Source organism: Vibrio sp. ABH4_348, assembly GCF_056159765.1.
Genome location: NZ_JBSWVW010000001.1, coordinates 1,781,680 through 1,798,220, shown reverse-complemented (window position 1 = coordinate 1,798,220; position 16,541 = coordinate 1,781,680). Strand labels below are relative to the sequence as shown.

18 protein-coding genes are annotated in these 16,541 nt (G+C 43.5%); 8 read left to right on the top strand and 10 right to left on the bottom strand.

The window, feature by feature from the left end; genetic code table 11:
• The first annotated feature begins 47 nt into the window (after positions 1-47).
• The 3 genes from ACXAFJ_RS08090 (at position 48) to ACXAFJ_RS08080 (ending at position 2,301) form a co-directional block, all read left to right on the top strand.
• Positions 48-638, top strand: a complete 591-nt coding sequence (locus ACXAFJ_RS08090) for a histidine phosphatase family protein (RefSeq protein WP_475322660.1) — start codon at positions 48-50, stop codon at positions 636-638.
• Between the two features lie 72 nt (positions 639-710).
• Positions 711-1,253, top strand: a complete 543-nt coding sequence (locus ACXAFJ_RS08085) for a PH domain-containing protein (RefSeq protein WP_475322659.1) — start codon at positions 711-713, stop codon at positions 1,251-1,253.
• Between the two features lie 91 nt (positions 1,254-1,344).
• Positions 1,345-2,301, top strand: a complete 957-nt coding sequence (locus ACXAFJ_RS08080; protein ID WP_475322657.1) for a DUF3179 domain-containing protein — start codon at positions 1,345-1,347, stop codon at positions 2,299-2,301.
• Positions 2,302-2,341: 40 nt separating this feature from the next.
• On the opposite strand, the gene ACXAFJ_RS08075 is transcribed toward ACXAFJ_RS08080, so the two are convergent.
• On the bottom strand, positions 2,342-2,749 hold the full coding sequence (locus ACXAFJ_RS08075) for a hypothetical protein (protein WP_475322656.1): 408 nt from the start codon (positions 2,747-2,749) through the stop codon (positions 2,342-2,344).
• A 165-nt stretch (positions 2,750-2,914) separates the two neighbouring features.
• On the opposite strand from ACXAFJ_RS08075, the gene ACXAFJ_RS08070 reads away from it, so the two are divergent.
• Positions 2,915-3,817 carry a DMT family transporter gene (locus ACXAFJ_RS08070; RefSeq protein ID WP_475322655.1) on the top strand — a complete coding sequence of 301 codons (903 nt, stop codon included), beginning with the start codon at positions 2,915-2,917 and terminating at the stop codon, positions 3,815-3,817.
• Between the two features lie 46 nt (positions 3,818-3,863).
• On the top strand, positions 3,864-4,274 hold the full coding sequence (locus ACXAFJ_RS08065) for a GFA family protein (RefSeq protein ID WP_475322654.1): 411 nt from the start codon (positions 3,864-3,866) through the stop codon (positions 4,272-4,274).
• A 122-nt stretch (positions 4,275-4,396) separates the two neighbouring features.
• Here ACXAFJ_RS08065 and ACXAFJ_RS08060 read toward each other — a convergent pair whose 3' ends face one another.
• On the bottom strand, positions 4,397-5,419 hold the full coding sequence (locus ACXAFJ_RS08060) for an AraC family transcriptional regulator (protein ID WP_475322652.1): 1,023 nt from the start codon (positions 5,417-5,419) through the stop codon (positions 4,397-4,399).
• A 560-nt stretch (positions 5,420-5,979) separates the two neighbouring features.
• Here ACXAFJ_RS08060 and ACXAFJ_RS08055 point away from each other — a divergent pair.
• Positions 5,980-6,390 (top strand): DUF3574 domain-containing protein, encoded by a 411-nt coding sequence (locus tag ACXAFJ_RS08055; RefSeq protein WP_475322651.1) that lies wholly within the window; start codon positions 5,980-5,982, stop codon positions 6,388-6,390.
• A 712-nt stretch (positions 6,391-7,102) separates the two neighbouring features.
• Here the strand turns inward: ACXAFJ_RS08055 and ACXAFJ_RS08050 are convergent.
• Positions 7,103-9,022, bottom strand: a complete 1,920-nt coding sequence (locus ACXAFJ_RS08050; protein ID WP_475322650.1) for a RecQ family ATP-dependent DNA helicase — start codon at positions 9,020-9,022, stop codon at positions 7,103-7,105.
• A 68-nt stretch (positions 9,023-9,090) separates the two neighbouring features.
• Between ACXAFJ_RS08050 and ACXAFJ_RS08045 the strand changes: the two genes are divergently transcribed.
• Positions 9,091-9,594 carry a transcription elongation factor gene (locus ACXAFJ_RS08045; RefSeq protein WP_475322648.1) on the top strand — a complete coding sequence of 168 codons (504 nt, stop codon included), beginning with the start codon at positions 9,091-9,093 and terminating at the stop codon, positions 9,592-9,594.
• Between the two features lie 67 nt (positions 9,595-9,661).
• On the opposite strand, the gene ACXAFJ_RS08040 is transcribed toward ACXAFJ_RS08045, so the two are convergent.
• Genes ACXAFJ_RS08040 through ACXAFJ_RS08015 form a run of 6 tightly spaced genes read right to left on the bottom strand, consistent with a single transcriptional unit; the run spans position 9,662 to position 14,921 of the window.
• Positions 9,662-10,315 (bottom strand): HAD family hydrolase, encoded by a 654-nt coding sequence (locus ACXAFJ_RS08040; protein ID WP_475322647.1) that lies wholly within the window; start codon positions 10,313-10,315, stop codon positions 9,662-9,664.
• Between the two features lie 2 nt (positions 10,316-10,317).
• Complete coding sequence (locus ACXAFJ_RS08035; RefSeq protein ID WP_475322646.1) at positions 10,318-11,337, bottom strand: ABC transporter ATP-binding protein; 1,020 nt, start codon at positions 11,335-11,337, stop codon at positions 10,318-10,320.
• A complete protein-coding gene (locus ACXAFJ_RS08030) occupies positions 11,334-12,119 on the bottom strand; it encodes an ABC transporter permease (protein ID WP_475322645.1) in 786 nt (261 codons plus the stop codon). Before ACXAFJ_RS08030 ends, ACXAFJ_RS08035 begins: the two co-directional genes overlap by 4 nt.
• 5 nt (positions 12,120-12,124) lie before the next feature.
• Positions 12,125-13,027: an ABC transporter permease gene (locus ACXAFJ_RS08025; protein WP_475322643.1), complete on the bottom strand. Its 903-nt coding sequence runs from the start codon at positions 13,025-13,027 to the stop codon at positions 12,125-12,127.
• On the bottom strand, positions 13,024-13,845 hold the full coding sequence (locus tag ACXAFJ_RS08020; RefSeq protein ID WP_475322642.1) for an alkaline phosphatase family protein: 822 nt from the start codon (positions 13,843-13,845) through the stop codon (positions 13,024-13,026). Before ACXAFJ_RS08020 ends, ACXAFJ_RS08025 begins: the two co-directional genes overlap by 4 nt.
• Before the next feature lie 14 nt (positions 13,846-13,859).
• The gene (locus ACXAFJ_RS08015; RefSeq protein WP_475322641.1) at positions 13,860-14,921 is read right to left on the bottom strand and encodes an ABC transporter substrate-binding protein; all 1,062 of its coding nucleotides are present in this window, start codon (positions 14,919-14,921) and stop codon (positions 13,860-13,862) included.
• Between the two features lie 272 nt (positions 14,922-15,193).
• Here ACXAFJ_RS08015 and ACXAFJ_RS08010 point away from each other — a divergent pair, with 272 nt between their 5' ends.
• Positions 15,194-15,922, top strand: coding sequence for a UTRA domain-containing protein (locus ACXAFJ_RS08010; protein ID WP_475324087.1), 729 nt, complete (start codon positions 15,194-15,196; stop codon positions 15,920-15,922).
• Positions 15,923-15,955: 33 nt separating this feature from the next.
• Here the strand turns inward: ACXAFJ_RS08010 and ACXAFJ_RS08005 are convergent, their stop codons facing one another.
• Positions 15,956-16,540: a hypothetical protein gene (locus ACXAFJ_RS08005; protein WP_475322639.1), complete on the bottom strand. Its 585-nt coding sequence runs from the start codon at positions 16,538-16,540 to the stop codon at positions 15,956-15,958.
• Position 16,541 lies beyond the last annotated feature (1 nt).

The window sequence follows — 16,541 nt, the reverse complement described above, 5'->3', positions numbered from 1 at the left end:
GAGTTTGTTAGTTTGATGACATAGCCGCTAGCCAACAGAGGTAACCAATGCCAACGAAGATCTTTCTCGTCAGACACGGTCAAACTGAATTCAACAAAGTAAGACAACTACAAGGGCAGTGTAACTCTCCTTTGACAGAGCTTGGACAAAAACAAGCCAAATCCATAGGCCGTGCTTTGGCTGAAGAACTAAAGAATGAAAGTTTCACAATTTACTCCAGCCCGTTAGGCAGAACCAAACAAACCACCTCGTTTATTTGCAATGCAACCGCTTATTCAGAATCGGATGTACTAGTAGATGAACGCTTGATGGAATGCGCATTTGGCGACTGGGAAGAAGTATTATTTAGTGAACTGCAGCGAACTTGCCCAGAAGAGTTATCTCATAAAGACTGGTATCTACGAGCGCCCAAAGGCGAGCGGTACGATGATTTGATACAACGACTTGAATCTTGGCTCAATGACTTGCCAGAGTCAGGCAACATAGTTGCTGTGTCCCATGGGTTGTTGGGTTTAATCTTACGCGGTCATCTATCTCAAATGCCTTATGAAGATCTTTGGCATCAAGATATTCCCCAAGACGCTTACTTTGTGATTGAAGATGGGAAGGTAACTCGTGTTAATGTTGAAGTGGGTTAACTGCAAAAAATTATAGCATTATTTTTCCCATTTATATCGATTTTATTATTCTATGAATTTGATTGGTAAAGAATGAAGAAGATTGTATATAAGGCAAAATTAAAATATATATTTGAGCATATTAAGCCGCTAATTTGGCATGGGTCTTATTTGTCTGGTCTTTATTTTTATATTGTTTCAGTTGAAAGTCATCAGTTTTTTGTAGAGAATGGCGGTTATTATTTTTGGTTATTTGGGGTGATTATTATACCTGCAATGATAACTTCGTTTTCATTCCTAATTTTCTTTAATAACGTAGTGTTAGTGAAATGTGGAACTAAGTTTAAATACTCATGTGGGAAAAACTCGATTGAGTTTCACAAAAATGACATTCTTTCAATTCAAGATTATGTATCACGTGCTCGGTACAGAAATAACCCATTAGTCGCCCCGTGGGAATATTATCGGTATCTAATAGTCAAGTTGAATAACGGGAGTGTTCTACGGATCCCGTATACCATAACAGATAGATTTGATTCGATTTTCCCTAGAGTGAAAATCACTCGACTTCAGTGCTTTTTAGTACCCATTGCCCGTTACCCCATTAGACGTAGACGAGAGCGAGAAAACATATAAAACGGTCCAGAGCTATTTTGCCTTCGCAGAAATTTATCAGTGCACTTTGCGGTCTAATTAAGGAGTAGTGATAGCAAAAGGTACTGCGGCCATGCTCGATACAATAAAACGACTATACAATTTTTGGTTTGCGTTAACGATTTGGTTCGCACTCACCATTGCGGCTTTTACTTCTTTTCACGCTAACGCATTAAATGGTTTTGAGTTCGAAAATTTAACCATTGATGCCAACGATATCTTCCGGGGTGGACCACCAAGAGATGGCATTCCTGCTATCGACAATCCTAAATTTGTCTCTGTTGAACAAGTCAATTACCTAAGTGACTTCGACATCATCCTCGGCATTGAAATCAATGGGGAACAAAGAGCTTACCCAAACCGCATATTGGTTTGGCACGAAATCGTTAACGATAAAATTGGGGAAACTCCGATTACTGTTACCTACTGCCAACTGTGCGGGACAGGGATGATATTTGATGCCAGAGTTGAAGGAACCGCATTAAATATCGGTGTGAGTGGTTTGTTGTATCAAAGTGATGTGTTGATGTATGACAGAGAAACCGAATCACTCTGGACGCAATTGGGCAGACAAGCGGTATCGGGCGTTTATTCAGGAAAACAACTAACTTGGCTACCTTCCAAACACATGAAGTGGGCTAAGTGGAAACAGACTTACCCGCAGAGCCAAGTACTGTCTTTGGATACCGGATTTCGCAGAAATTATCAGACACAGGCCTATAAAAACTATTTTGAGTCTGACCGCACTATGTTCCCAGTACCCAAACACCGAGATGAGCTGAAAGTGAAATCTTGGGTGATTGGAGTGATACACAATGGTAAGGCCAAAGCCTACCCAATTGACCAGTTACAAGAGTCACCCGATTTTGTTGACGAATTAGGGGGCAGCAAGCTACATATTCAATATGATAACAGTGCGCGCCACCCCACAATCACTGATGAAGCTGGTAATCTTATCCCGTCAGTAGCGGTCTTTTGGTTCGCGTGGCAAGCGTTTTATCCCGAAACAGAGCTTTGGGCAGTGGAGTAAATTTGGAGTGTCTAAAAGGCAATGGAGTGGCGACTATTAATTAGTTTTTCTTCCCCAGATGAAGTAGTTTCTCACGCCATGCTTCGTTGCCATCTCGCTTGCTGACATTGTATTCAGAACAAAACTGAGAAATGGACATGTTGTTGTCTCCCGTCGCGAGTTTCAGTGCCAATTCGACTTGTTGCAACTTGCCTTGTAGGCGCAAAATCTGCCCCGCGTTCGGGCTTTTTTCTTTGGCGTATTTCATTGCCGCGTGTTTTCTCTCAGCGGCACCTGCTCTGCGATCCGCTTCCGCCAATAAAAATCTAAGCTGAGCAACGCTTTTCCCTTTTTTAAAGGCCGGGCTAATTAGCTCCACACACTCTTCAAATGACGGCTCCTCGACATAAGGTGCAATTTTACTGGCTTGTTGGCGCATCCATTCAAGCGCTAATTCTTCATCTGACATAGTGACATCTTGGTTGAGAGCTCGGGTTGTATAATATCGTTTAATCGCAAAGCGCTGCAATACCAGAAGATCGGCGATTTAGGTGAGTAGAAAATACAGCCAAAGCAGTTTTTATTTTGCGCACGGATTGAAATGTCAGAGTGTGCATCACGGTCTTTAGAGGGCATGAGAATACAAAATTCAAATCAAGCCAAAACTTGGCTTTACACAACACTCGCATTGCTAGCGTTTGCTGGTAATTCGGTATTGTGTCGATTGGCACTAGAGCAAGGTGTAATTGACGCAGGAAGCTTTACCACTATTCGCCTGATATCTGGCGTTTTTGCATTGTGGCTGATTGTATTGTTTAGAGGGGTTCTGAGGCATGGCGAAGCTGATGTTTGGATGCAGTTTAAAGGCGGAAGTTGGTTGGGCGCTTTTTACTTGTTTACTTATGCGGCATGCTTTTCGTATGGGTACGTATCCCTCGATACGGGCACGGGTGCCTTAATTTTGTTTGGTGCAGTTCAGTTCACTATGATTGTGGTGAGTTCATTGCAAGGGCAACGTCTTGGCTGGTTTGACTGGATAGGGTTGATGTTAGCTTTGACCGGCTTTGTCTATTTGATGGCACCACAAGTTCAAACACCAACACTTTGGGGTTTTGTATTAATGACCGTGTCGGGTGCCGCGTGGGGGCTATACACTCTGCAAGGCAAAGGGGCTGCAAGTCCGTTGTCAGATACAACCGGCAATTTTACTCGTACCTTGCCTTTAATTTTTTTGTTGGCGATTTTGACATTGAGCTCGGCGCAGATTTCGCTAACGGGTGTTGTTTTGGCCGTGGCTTCCGGAGCGCTCGCCTCAGCCTGTGGATACGCCATTTGGTTTCTTGCTTTACAAGGGCTTAAATCGATACAAGCCTCGATTCTTCAACTGCTAGTCCCTGTTTTGGCTGCGGTTGGCGGTGTTGTTTTCGCCGGTGAAACCCTCGAAATTCGCCTAGTGATTGCATCGATAACGGTTCTTGGCGGTGTGATGATCGTCATTGTGGGTAAGCATTTTCCTTTCCTTTTGAAGAAGCAATAATGCAATTGAGTAATAAGTTTTTAACGGCGAAACAAAGTTGTAGGAAATGTCGATTGCGCTAACTGGCGAGTGTTTTTGTGGCGAGGTTCAGTATTCGATTAGTGGCAAAGTTTATGACGGTCGGTCTTGTCATTGTTCGCGATGTCGCAAAGCGTTCAGTTCCCAAGCTTCTGCCTATGCTTTGGTTGATGCTAAAGAGTTTCAATGGGTTACTGGTGAGGAAAAACTCACGTCTTATGTTGGTCAACATGGGTTTGGCATCCAGTTTTGCAGTCAATGTGGCTCGACTTTAACTGGAGTATTCAATGGAGAAGTGCACGGGATTACATTGGGCTGTCTAAATGAAGACCCCGAGATTGAACTTATCCATCATCAATTTGTTGGTTCAAAAGCGTCGTGGGAACATATTCCTGATACTGGCGTTCCTTTGTATGAGGAAGCACCAAAAATTGGCTAACCCTGATGCTTAAAATCCGTAACTTGAATTATTAAAAAGGCTGAATGTGAGCCCCTTCTATTGGTGGGCAAGTAATTCTAATGCGAGAAAAAGTGCGATAAGTTTTACTCGTGATTTTGAAGCTAGATGTACTTCTTAAGTGTTGTTGACGGCGTTTCGCCAAAAAGCTTTTTGTATTCTCCAGAAAATCGGCCCAATTCAAAAAATCCTAGGTCCATGGCCACATCCATGACCCGCGTTAAGGCTGGGTCACATTCAATCAGCTTCTTTCTTACCAGATTGAGCCTGAGTATTTTTGAGTATTGCTGCGGTGACACATTCAAATGGTCACGAAAGCCATATTGTAAGTTACGCTCACTTAAACCAGATACATTGCATAGTTCTGTATTTGTCGGCATCTTGTGGGCGTGTTGATGAAGGTAATCTATTGCTTTCCTAACTCCACCTGATCGGATTTGTTGTATTCGCACATGCTTGCTTGTATCAACAGTAGGCTCTAGCGCAGCTAGGGTAAGGTGAAACATCTGGTTGGATAGATATTTGGCGCGTAATTCGCTTTCTAATAAATCAGGTTTCTGATTAAGACGCTCTGTAAAATTAAACGTAGTAGATCTAAGGTTGTTCAAGTAGTCATTGATGGTTGATACAACTTTTGTTTCAACCCAGTCTTTGGGGATTTCGAAGTGTCTGAGATCAACTAACGCCTGGTTGAACTGGTTTTTGTCAAAGATGACACACACGTACTCCATACCATTTCTAAGATTCATCTCCCATGCATTCCCAGATGCTAGCAGTAGACGGCTGTGAAAAGACGTTTCACCCATTACATTACCTTCGGTAGCAGGGTTTACCATTGTAGCAATAGGTAAAAAGTTGTCTGGTGGTATGCCTTCAATTCTGCAGCCAAGATTAGTTTTTTCGCGAAGCACACGAATGCCACCAAATGCGTAGTCTGAGTATTGAAAATCCATAACTCCAGATTTTAGCTGTGTGTAATTACGATACCTATGGGTGACAAAATTTGTGTATTCCACAACGTTATCGGTACGAATTGAACGCATGGTTGCCTTGGGTATGGCCAGCTCAATTTCGTGAACTGTTTTATGACGAACTGTTAGCTCCGGTTTAGTTTCATTGACACACATAAGTCCATTTATCAGTTTGATTCATCCACTACTCAAATGATCGCTTTCCTGCAATCAATCTTTATGCGCTTTTTTTGAAGGGCTGGAGTCCATTCATATACGCTTTTTGTTTGGTTCGGAATTTAACTGAACGGAATATCATAATCACAATCTATGAGTGAGAATCACGGGTTGCTTCTCGCTAATAACTTTATTGTTACTAGCTGTTCGGTTTTTGCATAGAACTTAACATTTACTTCTGTTAATGCAGTCTGGCGCTCTGTTTTCGGCTTTATCTAAGTGTGATTAATACGGTTTTTTAGCTGGATTGTTGGTAGTCAAATGGTTTGGAGTAAGGTGAATTCGAGTAAATTCGGATAGACTTTTGAGTAATGAATTTCTGTTTGGTATTTGTTCAATAAGTGGGATTTGTTTCATATCTTTCAGGATTTGTTCTGATGCCACTGCAAAGCTATCGCAATCCTCGCACTATTTCGGTTTATGCATAGTTCACGCTAACTGATTCGATATATAGGTATTAAGTACTTTAAGGATCGAATAAACCAACTAGGAGAGGGTGAATGAACATTTCAACGACCAAAATCTATAGAGCATTCTTGCCAATCGTTATGAGCATAATGCTTTTCTCAAGTCCACTTGCATTAGCAAGTACTGATGAAGAAAACTATGTTCGGTTGCGAATCTTTTTTGGGTTATCTCAACCAGATGGTGGCGCGGTTTCTTTAAAGGACTGGCAAAACTTTGAGATCGGTACGATTGCTAAAGAGTTTCCCGGATTTAATGTGGTCGATTCGGTTGGTTACTATTTGGGTGAGCCGGAACGCTCAAAAGTGGTGACGGTAATTCTTAAAGAAAGCGAAATGGCTAAAGCCAAAAAGGTTGCTAAAGAATACGCTAAAGAGTTCAAGCAAAACTCGGTGATGATTGTGAAAATCCCCGTGGAAGAATGGATTTTTGTTGGCGCTGATTGATACGGTTATAGATAGCCATTGCTAAGCCAAAACAGATGAATGGCTTCGAACCCGTTGAGCAATGGAATCCCAAATACCCAACAGCTTGCGCCAAGTAGTATTAAATAATGGCAAACTGGTATTAGTCTATTGTGGTTAATCAAAGCGAGGCTAAGTGAGTAGGGGGTCCTTGTATTAAGCGTTTGGAGATAACTTTCGATTTGTCTTGCGACTTGATGGACTCTAAACAAAACATAGCCCGTTCCAAAAACTAACATGGCTCCCGTTCTTTCTAACCAAGAACCTGTGGTTTCACCTATTGGCCTTAAGAAATCTAGAGTATTTATCAATAGAAAAGTTGAAATAAAAAACAGCAATAGGAATAGGCAAGAGTCTCGATGTTTCTGGAACGACACCAGCCCGAATTCGACGTCCTCTTCAAGGAATGACGCCTGTGATCTAATCCATTCATTTTCTGCTTTATAAGTCATGTGATAAATGTCTCTTATATTTTGTATACAGAGGTTGTTCTCAATTGGTGATGCTTTGAGCAAATTATCAAAATTTACCTAAGTCAAATATGCAGATAACGAATTAGGTTTTAGTCAACAGTGCTTAGATACTCCTCATATAAACCAATCTGAGTAAGGTAATGGTGGGACGAATTTGGCAGGGAAAATCGTGGTCAAATATTGGTAATCGGACATACTGACTACATTTTGTTTTATATCAGCTAACGGGTTGTGATTAACTTAAGCACTTCCGAAAAAGGTACTTTCTCAAGCTTGCCAAACCCTTCCATTTTCTTCGCTTTTAATTTGGTAGATTCCGGAGTGGTGATACCACATAAGAATCGCGCTAGTGCCTTTGGTTTGGATTGCCCTTGTTTTGCCTTGAGATATGGAGCCAACCACGCAGTAACTTGCTCATTGTTAATGCTCAAGGATTTTGAGGCTGGTAGTACTGCAATATTACCGTTGCAGACGGAACAGTGATTACAGTGTTGTGGTGCATTTTGATCAGCAAAATAGCCAGCCAGTCTATGGCTAAGGCAACGTGTTTCTTCAAAAAAGGTGACCATGTTTTTGATTCGTGTTATTTCGCTGGCTTCTTTTTGTTCGAAAAGCTGATAAATCTCAGCCGCCAGCTCACGTGGGGGTCGGGAAGTCTTCAGTACCTGATAAACATCGGTGATTTGTTTGCTCTCGAGCTCTATCCAGCCGTTTTCATTAAAGTAGTCGAGTGCAGCAACCACACGACTGCGTTCTGCTGCGTAGTTGTGCCATAAGGAGTCAAAATCTAACGTATGCCACGTTTTGGCTTTTTGTGAACATTGGAAAATGGCATCAACAAATGTTTTTCGCTCGCCTTGAAAGCGTTCTGTGATAGCCGTTTGGCTTTGATTTAGTTTGAAGCGGTAATCCGCGAAGTAGGAGTACTTTGGCTCAATTACGCCTTTTAATTCCAAGTAAACTAACAGAGTTTTGAGTGGGAGCAATCGAATATTTGTCTCTTGAGAAAGCCGATTAAGCATAATGCTCCATTCATTATCGGCGTCGTAAATTGTCTCTATAAGATGTTGAATTGCCTCTTCGTCAGGAGTATCACCGTAGACAAAGTTTTCCAACACGGTGAGCCCCGATTTATCTCCAAGTAGGACACACTGGGAGTCTTCACCATCTCGCCCGGCACGACCAATCTCTTGCGAATAGTTTTCGATAGATTTAGGTAAATCAAAATGAATCACTCGGCGAATATCAGATTTATCTACGCCCATGCCAAAAGCAATGGTCGCCACAATACAAGGGACAGCTCCTTGCATAAACGCTTGTTGGATTTGCTCTCGAACGTCGCTTTTTAGGCCTGCATGATAAGCCACTGCGTTGATGCCATTTTGTTTTAACTGCTGAGCAACTTGCTCGGCAGTGTGCTGCAAAGTGACGTACACAATGGTTGGCTCAGTTGGACCTTGCTGAACGATATGACTTAACTTAGAAAGCCTCTCTTCTGCCAAGCTGGGTCTGATGTCGAGTGTCAAATTAGCACGGTAAAAACCCGTCACCGTAATGTGCTCGGGTTTGATTGAAAATTTGCTCTGCATATCCGCGATAACTTGCGGGGTGGCGGTAGCGGTAAGTAATAGAACTTGTGGAATGTTTAATGCTTTTTGGTAGTTAGGTAGTTTTAGATAGTCCGGTCGGAAATTGTGCCCCCATTCTGAGATACAGTGTGCCTCGTCAACTACCATCATTGAAATTGGAACTTGCGAAATGAACTGTCGGAAACGCTCATTGTTGAGTCGTTCTACCGAAATCATCAGAATCTTAGTCGAGCCATTGCGCACAGATTGCATGATTTTTTGCGTGGTGGCTCGGTCTTGGGTTGAATCGATTGATTCTGCGTTGATGCCTTTACTTTTTAGAAATTGAATTTGATCTTTAATCAGCGCAAGCAACGGAGAAATGACCAGAGTTAAATGGGGGAGGTGTAGTGCGGGAAGCTGATAGCACAAAGATTTGCCTGAACCCGTTGGAAAAATCGCTGCACTTGAATGACCTTGTAATACATTACTCACGACCGCCTCTTGGCCTTTGCGAAGTTCATTAAATCCGAACGTTTGTTGCAAACTGTGTTGAATCGCCTGACCGAGCATGTAAAACCTTCCCTTTTCTCTAGCTGAGCGGCTATTCTAACAGCCTCAAAATTGAAAGAAGCATAAATATGAATAAGTCTGATGTCCGACAGGCGTTTTTAGAAGAGTTGCACCGAGTCCATAAGACTGCACTAAGCGCCGCTCAGACTGCCATCGAATCAGCTACGGATGAAGAAACCGTCCCAGAACATAAATACGATACTTTGGCACTAGAAGCGGCCTATTTGGCACACGGGCAGGCGCAGCGAGTGGCTGAATGTGAAGAGAACATTCGATTGTACAACGAGCTAGTGTTAAGAGAATTTACAGAAGATACGCCTATCGGTTTGTCGGCTTTGGTTAAGCTCGAACCTGTGGTGTTAGATTCAAGTGGTGATTCCGTCCAACAGTCTTGGTATTTTTTGGCACCAATTGCGGGTGGCGTGCAAGTGACGGTAGCTGGGATCTCAGTGCGTAGTGTGACCCTGCAAGCGCCGCTCGGACAAGAATTAAAAGGAAAATACTTAGGTGATGAAGTGCAAATAGGTGGGGGTAGAGACAGTCGGGCTTTTGAAATCACAGCAGTGATTTAGTTACTGTATCTACCCTTTAGGTTTGATGGTAAGCACTGGAAAATGACTATTTGTGAAGACGTAGCAATCAAACCCAGCTTAAAACTGTGAATTGGTCATGATATTGCCTCAACTGTTCGCATGGATTGACCAAATAGGCGTGGTCGGCGTATTGGCACATAGGCAGGTCATTAATTGAATCGGTGTAGAAATGTATTTCAGAGTATGGTTTATCTTGTGCTTCCATCCACTGTTGTAACCTTGTGACTTTGCCTTCTCGATAACTGGGTACACCTGCGATTTCGGTAGAGAACTTTCCGTGATGCTCGACTAAATCCACGCCAAGTGCGTGCTCAACGCCTAGATGCTTGGCCGTGGCTTCTACCAGGAAGCTAACGCTCGCAGATATGATCACCATATCGATGTTGTCACGAGTTAACTGTTCGATAAGCGCTTTGGCTTGCGCAAAGTGTGTTGGAAGCACATGTTCTAATACGCATTGTTCGGCAAGTCGACGGACCTCCTCAACAGGTATGTTTAGTAATGGGCCCATTGCAAAATTCAGGTAGTCATCGAGGTTCATTTTGCCTTCGGCGTAGAGGTCCATTAAACGTCGGTCTTCTTCCAAAAATCCGGGCTGAGTAGCAATTCGCTGATCGACTAAAAATTGAGCCCACAATATTGAGCAATCTTCTTTGATTAGCGTTTCATCCAAATCAAACACATACAACGGCTGTGACATGTTTAAGCTCCCACGGGTTGGATTTCGTTAAGGTTGAATAACAGCTCAAGTTGATTGCCGTCCTCAAGCAAACGTTCTGATGAACGGTTGAGTAGGTCAACGGTTAACTCACAGTTTTCGACATCCACTTGATAGCGAATCACGTTCCCCAGTACTTGATGGCTTTTAATCGTGCCAGTACGCGGTTTGGAAATATGCTCTCCGTAATGGTGACCATCTTCTTTGACATAGATAGACTCGGGCCGTACCGCGACTTTGTGATTGGTTTGGATATCAAAGAGCTGTTTGGCTTGGTGAGAATCGACCAAATTGTAGTGGCCCATAAAGCCGGCGACAAACTCGTTAGCAGGATTGGTATAGATTTGCTCTGGTGAACCGGACTGAACAATTTCTCCCTGATTCATCAAAAATATTCGATCCGACATGATCATGGCTTCTTCCTGATCATGGGTGACAAATATCGTCGTTAGATTCATCTCTTTTTGTATTTCCCGAATCTGCTGACGCAAGTGTTTTCGAATCTTGGCATCAAGCGCAGAGAGCGGTTCATCAAGCAGCAAAATTCTGGGCTTAACTACTAATGCTCTAGCAAGTGCGACCCGTTGACGTTGGCCGCCAGAAAGTTGATGAGGGTAGTGGTGTTCTTTGCCTGCTAGCTCGACCAATTCGACGACCTTTTTGACTTGGTGCGCGATGTTATCAGGAGCAACTTTCTGCATCTTTAGGCCAAAGGCAATGTTGTTTTGTACCGTCATATTGGGAAACAAGGCATATGATTGGAACACCATGCCTATTTCCCGCTTCTGTGGGGCGAGGTGGGTGATGTCTTCACCGCCTACTGCTATTGTCCCTTGGTCGACAGATTCCAATCCTGCCAAGCTACGCAGCAAGGTCGATTTTCCGCAGCCACTGGGGCCAAGTAGGGTGATGAATTCACCTTGTTCAATCTGAAAACCAATGTTTTCAAATACGGTATTTTGGTCAAATGCCTTACTTAACTGATTCACGGTTACGTAGCTCATTGTTTGGCTCCTTGGCTAAATCGACTGGCAAGCCAAGTCATTAGAAAAACGAAAATAAAGTAAGTCATCACTAACGCAGATGTGAAATGGCCGCTAGTCTGGCGCATGTTGTAGAGATAGATTTGCAGGGTCTCAAAGCGGGTTCCTACCAAGATATTGGCAAACACAAACTCGCCTAACAAAAAAGAGAAAGACAAAAACAGTGAGGCCATTAAGCCTTTTTTGAGGTTAGGTAAAATGATTAACCAAAACGCCTTAGCGGTACTAGCACCAAGCAGATGGGCAGCATCCATCAGATCTCTTAGGTTAATGGCTTGAAAGCTATTTGCGATCGCTCGGTACATAAAGGGTAGGGCAATGGTGAAATAGGTGCCTATGAGGATCCACGGCGTGCCAACAATAGGGATATCACTGTCTGCATAAAGCTGCAAAAGTCCAACGGATGATACGACAGGTGGTACGGCAAAGGGCAACAGAATTGCGATATTCATGAGTTTGTCGAGTTTTGGGAAATAGTAAAACACCACAAAGATGGCCGGTAAAATCAAAATGACACTCAGCAGCAAAGCTGAAATGCAAACCACTAAAGAGCGGAGAAATGCCTCTACAAATCTTGGGTCTGTTAACAACTCGCGATACCAGTTTATTGTGAAACCGTCTGGCAATATGGTCGCTCCCCAACTCGACGAAAACGAATAGACAAGGGTGGCCAGTATTGGAATCAGCATGATGCCAACTACGGAATACACCACGGTTTTATGAAATAAGAGATTGGGTTTCATACTGTTTACTTGTGATTTCTTTTTTGGGTGTAGCTTTTGGCGATTAGCCACTGATTGATGACGGTAATCAGAGCCAGTAACGCCATGAGAATGACGGAAATTGCCGCGGCGAGGTTGGGCTCTAGGAATAAGTCTCCCGATACCAAGCTGGCAATTCTTACCGTGATAACGTTGTAATTACCGGATGTGAGCGCATATACACTTGCATAAGCGCCAATGGCATTGGCGATGAGAATAATGAACGTACCGAGCAAGGCTGGAGAAAGTACAGGTATTGCTACTCGTTGCCAAAACTGCCAGTGTTTTGCGCCCAATAATGCAGCGGCGGCTTGCCAATCATCGTCAATGGCATCAAAAGCTGGGTAAAGCAATAACACGGCCAATGGAATTTGGAAGTAGACATAAAGCGCTAGCAATCCCCACTTGCCATACAAATCAAAATCACCTAGTAGCCCATATTGCTTCAGCAATAGGGTCACGGCACCGTTTGTCCCTAAGATTATGATGAAGGCAAATGCCAAAGGCACACCGGCAAAGTTACTACTCATATTGGTAAAGGCGATCACCGCATCGCGAATCTTGGAATCTATACGCCTCAGTGAGGCGACCAGCAACATCGCGATCATTAGTCCCAAAATACTTGACCAAAACGAGAGCCATAAGCTGTTGTACAAAGCTTGCAGCATAAAAGGAGAGTCGAGGACCTCTAGGTAGTTTTCCAGCGAAAGTTCACCGTCATAAATGAAACTATTCAAAAGCACCCAAAGCATTGGCGCGAGCTGAAACAAATAAAAAAAGGCGACCAGCGGTAAAAGAAAAAGAAGGGGCTTTTTGGCACTTAACCAACTAAATTGGCTTTTTTGACTGATCTTTTCAGCCGACGTTTGCGTGATGGTTGAGCTACTCATAAGACTAACATGGCTCCGTAATACGGCTTTTGATGATCCAATCGCAGTAGCTCACAGACAGAGCCACAAATTTGGGTTTGTTTGATTGAGCTGGACTCCGCTGAACTGGGCTGGTGGTTGAACTTATCACCAATAACAAATAATGGGACTTCTCGTTCTTCCGGTAAGGTTCCACCATGGGATTTATCGTTGTTCATACCATGATCGCTTGTGACCATGATTTGATACCCCATTGAAAGCCATTGAGGTAAAAAGCTCGACAGAATAACGTCAGCGTGGCGCGCGGTATTACGATACTGGCAAGAATCCAGTCCATGTTGATGGCCCGCATCGTCTATGTTCATTGGGTGAATAAGCAAAAAGTCAGGCTGATGTGTTTGTCTTAGATTCTCTGCATCAAGAAACAATGCTTCATCAGGGTAATGATCCCATTGGTAAAAGCAGCCATGTTGAATGGCTAGGGTAGGGTCATTGGTGAACCTATCTCGCACGGGCTCATACGGAGCCCGATTGTATAGCTCGCTCACCCAATGATAGGCCGCCGCCGCAGTAACTTTGTTTTGCGAACTCGCCAAACTAAAAATGGACTCTTGATTGGATAATCTCACCACCTGATTGCTTACAATTCCACTTTCAATAGGCGTCGTGCCAGTAAGTAGGCATTCATAAAGTGGACGTGACAAAGACGGGAGTTCACTTTGCACTTTGTATAACGAGGCTTTTTGCTGCTCTATAAGACCATTCAGGTAGCCCATACATTGTTGGGCCACCTGAAAGTTGAGTCCGTCTAGAACAACAAGGATGACCTTATTGCTCATAGTGTGACGCTCTCTTATTGTTGATGGATAAGGACACTTTCCTGCCACTGGCGCGGTAGTTTGCGTGCGGACTTTTCCCAAGCGGAGAAGTCTGTAACAGGGTGAACGTTGCTGTACTGGTCGTTGGCAATCAACTTGTCTTGAACCGATTTAGGCAACGTAATGTTGGTGCGGATAGGGCGTGCGTAGCCTTCAGCTAGGTTGATTTGACCTTGGTCACTGAAGATGTATTCACGTGCAAGTTTTGCCGCATTAGGGTTTTTCGCATACTTGTTGATGATGGTGGTGTAACCTGAAATCACAGAACCATCTTGTGGGATATTGACTGAAAAACGCTCACGGTCGATTTTGTCGCGATAGTTAAGCGCGTTGAAGTCCCACAAAATAGCGACTTCCACTTCACCTTTTTCTAAGTTAGCGATACTTGGGTCAGTAAAGGATAAACGACCTTGTTTGGCTAGTTCTCCAAAGAACTTAAGCGCTGGTTTGAGGTTTGTTTCATCGCCACCGTTAGCAAAAGCTGCTGCAAGAACGGCGTTGTTAGCTTGCGCTGCAACACCCACATCACCAACGGTAACTTTGTAGTCGCCTTTTAGTAAGTCATCCCAAGACTTAGGGGGATTTTTAACCAAGTTGTTGTTAGAGATGAAAGAAATGGTACCTGTGTAAGCTAATGCCCAATGGCCATCATTGTCTTTCGCCCAGTTTGGAATGTCTGCCCAAGTAGAGGGTTTGTATGGCTGTGTTACCCCTTTTTTCACGGCTACTCGTGCAAATGCAAAGCCAACATCACCAATATCAGCAGTGGCGTTTTTCTTCTCTGCTTCAAACTTTGCAATTTCTTGAGCCGAGCTCATGTCAGTGTCTTGGTGCTTTAGGCCATAGTCGTTGCTTAGGTCGGCCCAAGTGTCTTTCCAGTTCGCCCAGCTATCAGGCATCCCCACACTATAAACTTGGCCTTCTTTTTGAGCGGCGGCAATCAGTGATTCCAAATCTGATGCTGAGCTTAATGGTGAAAAAGTCGTGGCAATCAGTGCAGCAGGCACTAACGTTTTACGGCTTAGTAGAGTTTTCATTGTCGCTATCCTTCTGGACTAGGTCAGTAAATTCGAAATTTATGCTAGGCCTGAAATGTGACGATTTCGCGTTAGAAAGTTGACACTTTTTAATCACTTAGGTGTCAGTTTTGTTTCAAGGGTTAAGTCTTAGCTTCTGTCATCAATTTGTTATTTTGCGCGATTAAGGTGTGTCGATTAACCCTTGGACTAGGTCAGGTCATTCCTCAAAGATGAATCAACGTCAGTCTTTTCAAAGCCAAGTATTTCAACAACGAGCCTTGCAGAAACAAGTGCAACAAAAAGCGCAAAATCAGCCAATTACACAAACTGGGCGAATCAGGCAGCTTATTAGAGACCAAATTCATTCGGGATTGTTGGTGAAACGCCAGAAACTGCCTTCTGAGCGCGAGCTGAGTGAGCTGTTTTCAACCACCCGAATTACTGTTAAAGAGGCGCTGGTTTCTTTGGAAAACGAAGGGGTGATATATCGAGAAGAACGGCGAGGTTGGTATGTGTCTCCAGATCGAATTCGTTACAATCCATTGTCACGGTGTCACTTTCATCAAATGATCACAGATCAAAATAGAAAAGCACGAACGCAACTAGTAGGTGTGACCAGCGAAATTGCGACGGGTGATTGCGCCACAGCGCTTGAATTATCCTCTATGAGTTCGGTTTATGTCATTCAAAGGCTGAGATTTATAGATGAAAGGCCGGTATTGTTTGTGGAAAATGTTCTCAAACAATCGCTGTTTAACGGAATTTTGCGTGAAGATCTTTCTCAATCTTTAACGTCAATTTACAAGAATAAGTTTGGTTACCAAACGCAACGATCTAAGTTTGACGTGATTCCTACCGCCGCGCCTCAAAACGTGGCGAAAGCGCTTAATCTCGTTGAAGGTCAGCCAGTGCTTAAGATTTGTCGCGTGAACTACAATCAACACGGTGTATTGATGGACTGCGAATTTGAATACTGGCGACCCGATTCCGTTATGTTGTCTATCGATAGTATTGGTTGAAAGAAACCAATTTAAGTTGAGATGTTGACGCTGTTACATTTTGCTAACCCAGTTAATCAATGCTTTGCGTGGCCAAATCATTAGGTACTCTTTGGGCACATATTCGCCTTGAGAGTAAAGTTTCATTCTCTTTTTATTATCTAAGGCAACGTGACTTGAGTCGTCACAGGTTTTTGCAAAGTAAAACTTAGCGCCTCCCTGTCGAGGGAGTTCAGTCAGGTAGGCCATTTTGGGAGAAATTTTGGCTAACGAAGGGTCCCAGAACCAACTTTGAGTATAGATACCCGAAATTTGAGGTTCATGCTCAAGTCGGGTTGCCATCTCTTTGAAAAAACGCTGCCAACCAGGTTTCAAAAAGTGGGGTGAACGTCTTCTGTCTTCCATGTGAAACTCATACATGGCTTGGGTATGGTTACTGAGTTTTCGAAGCAACATGTCTAATCCAGAAGCGAATTGTTTTGCGCCACTGTTTACGATGAATCGACGAGGAAGGGCTCTTAATTCATAGTGACCAATAGTGCTAGTGGGCCACAGGCTCAGATTGGCAATGGCACAGTCTTTGGCAAAGTAATCGTCGCCATAAACACTATGGTAGTTTCCCGATTCAATTTCGCTCACC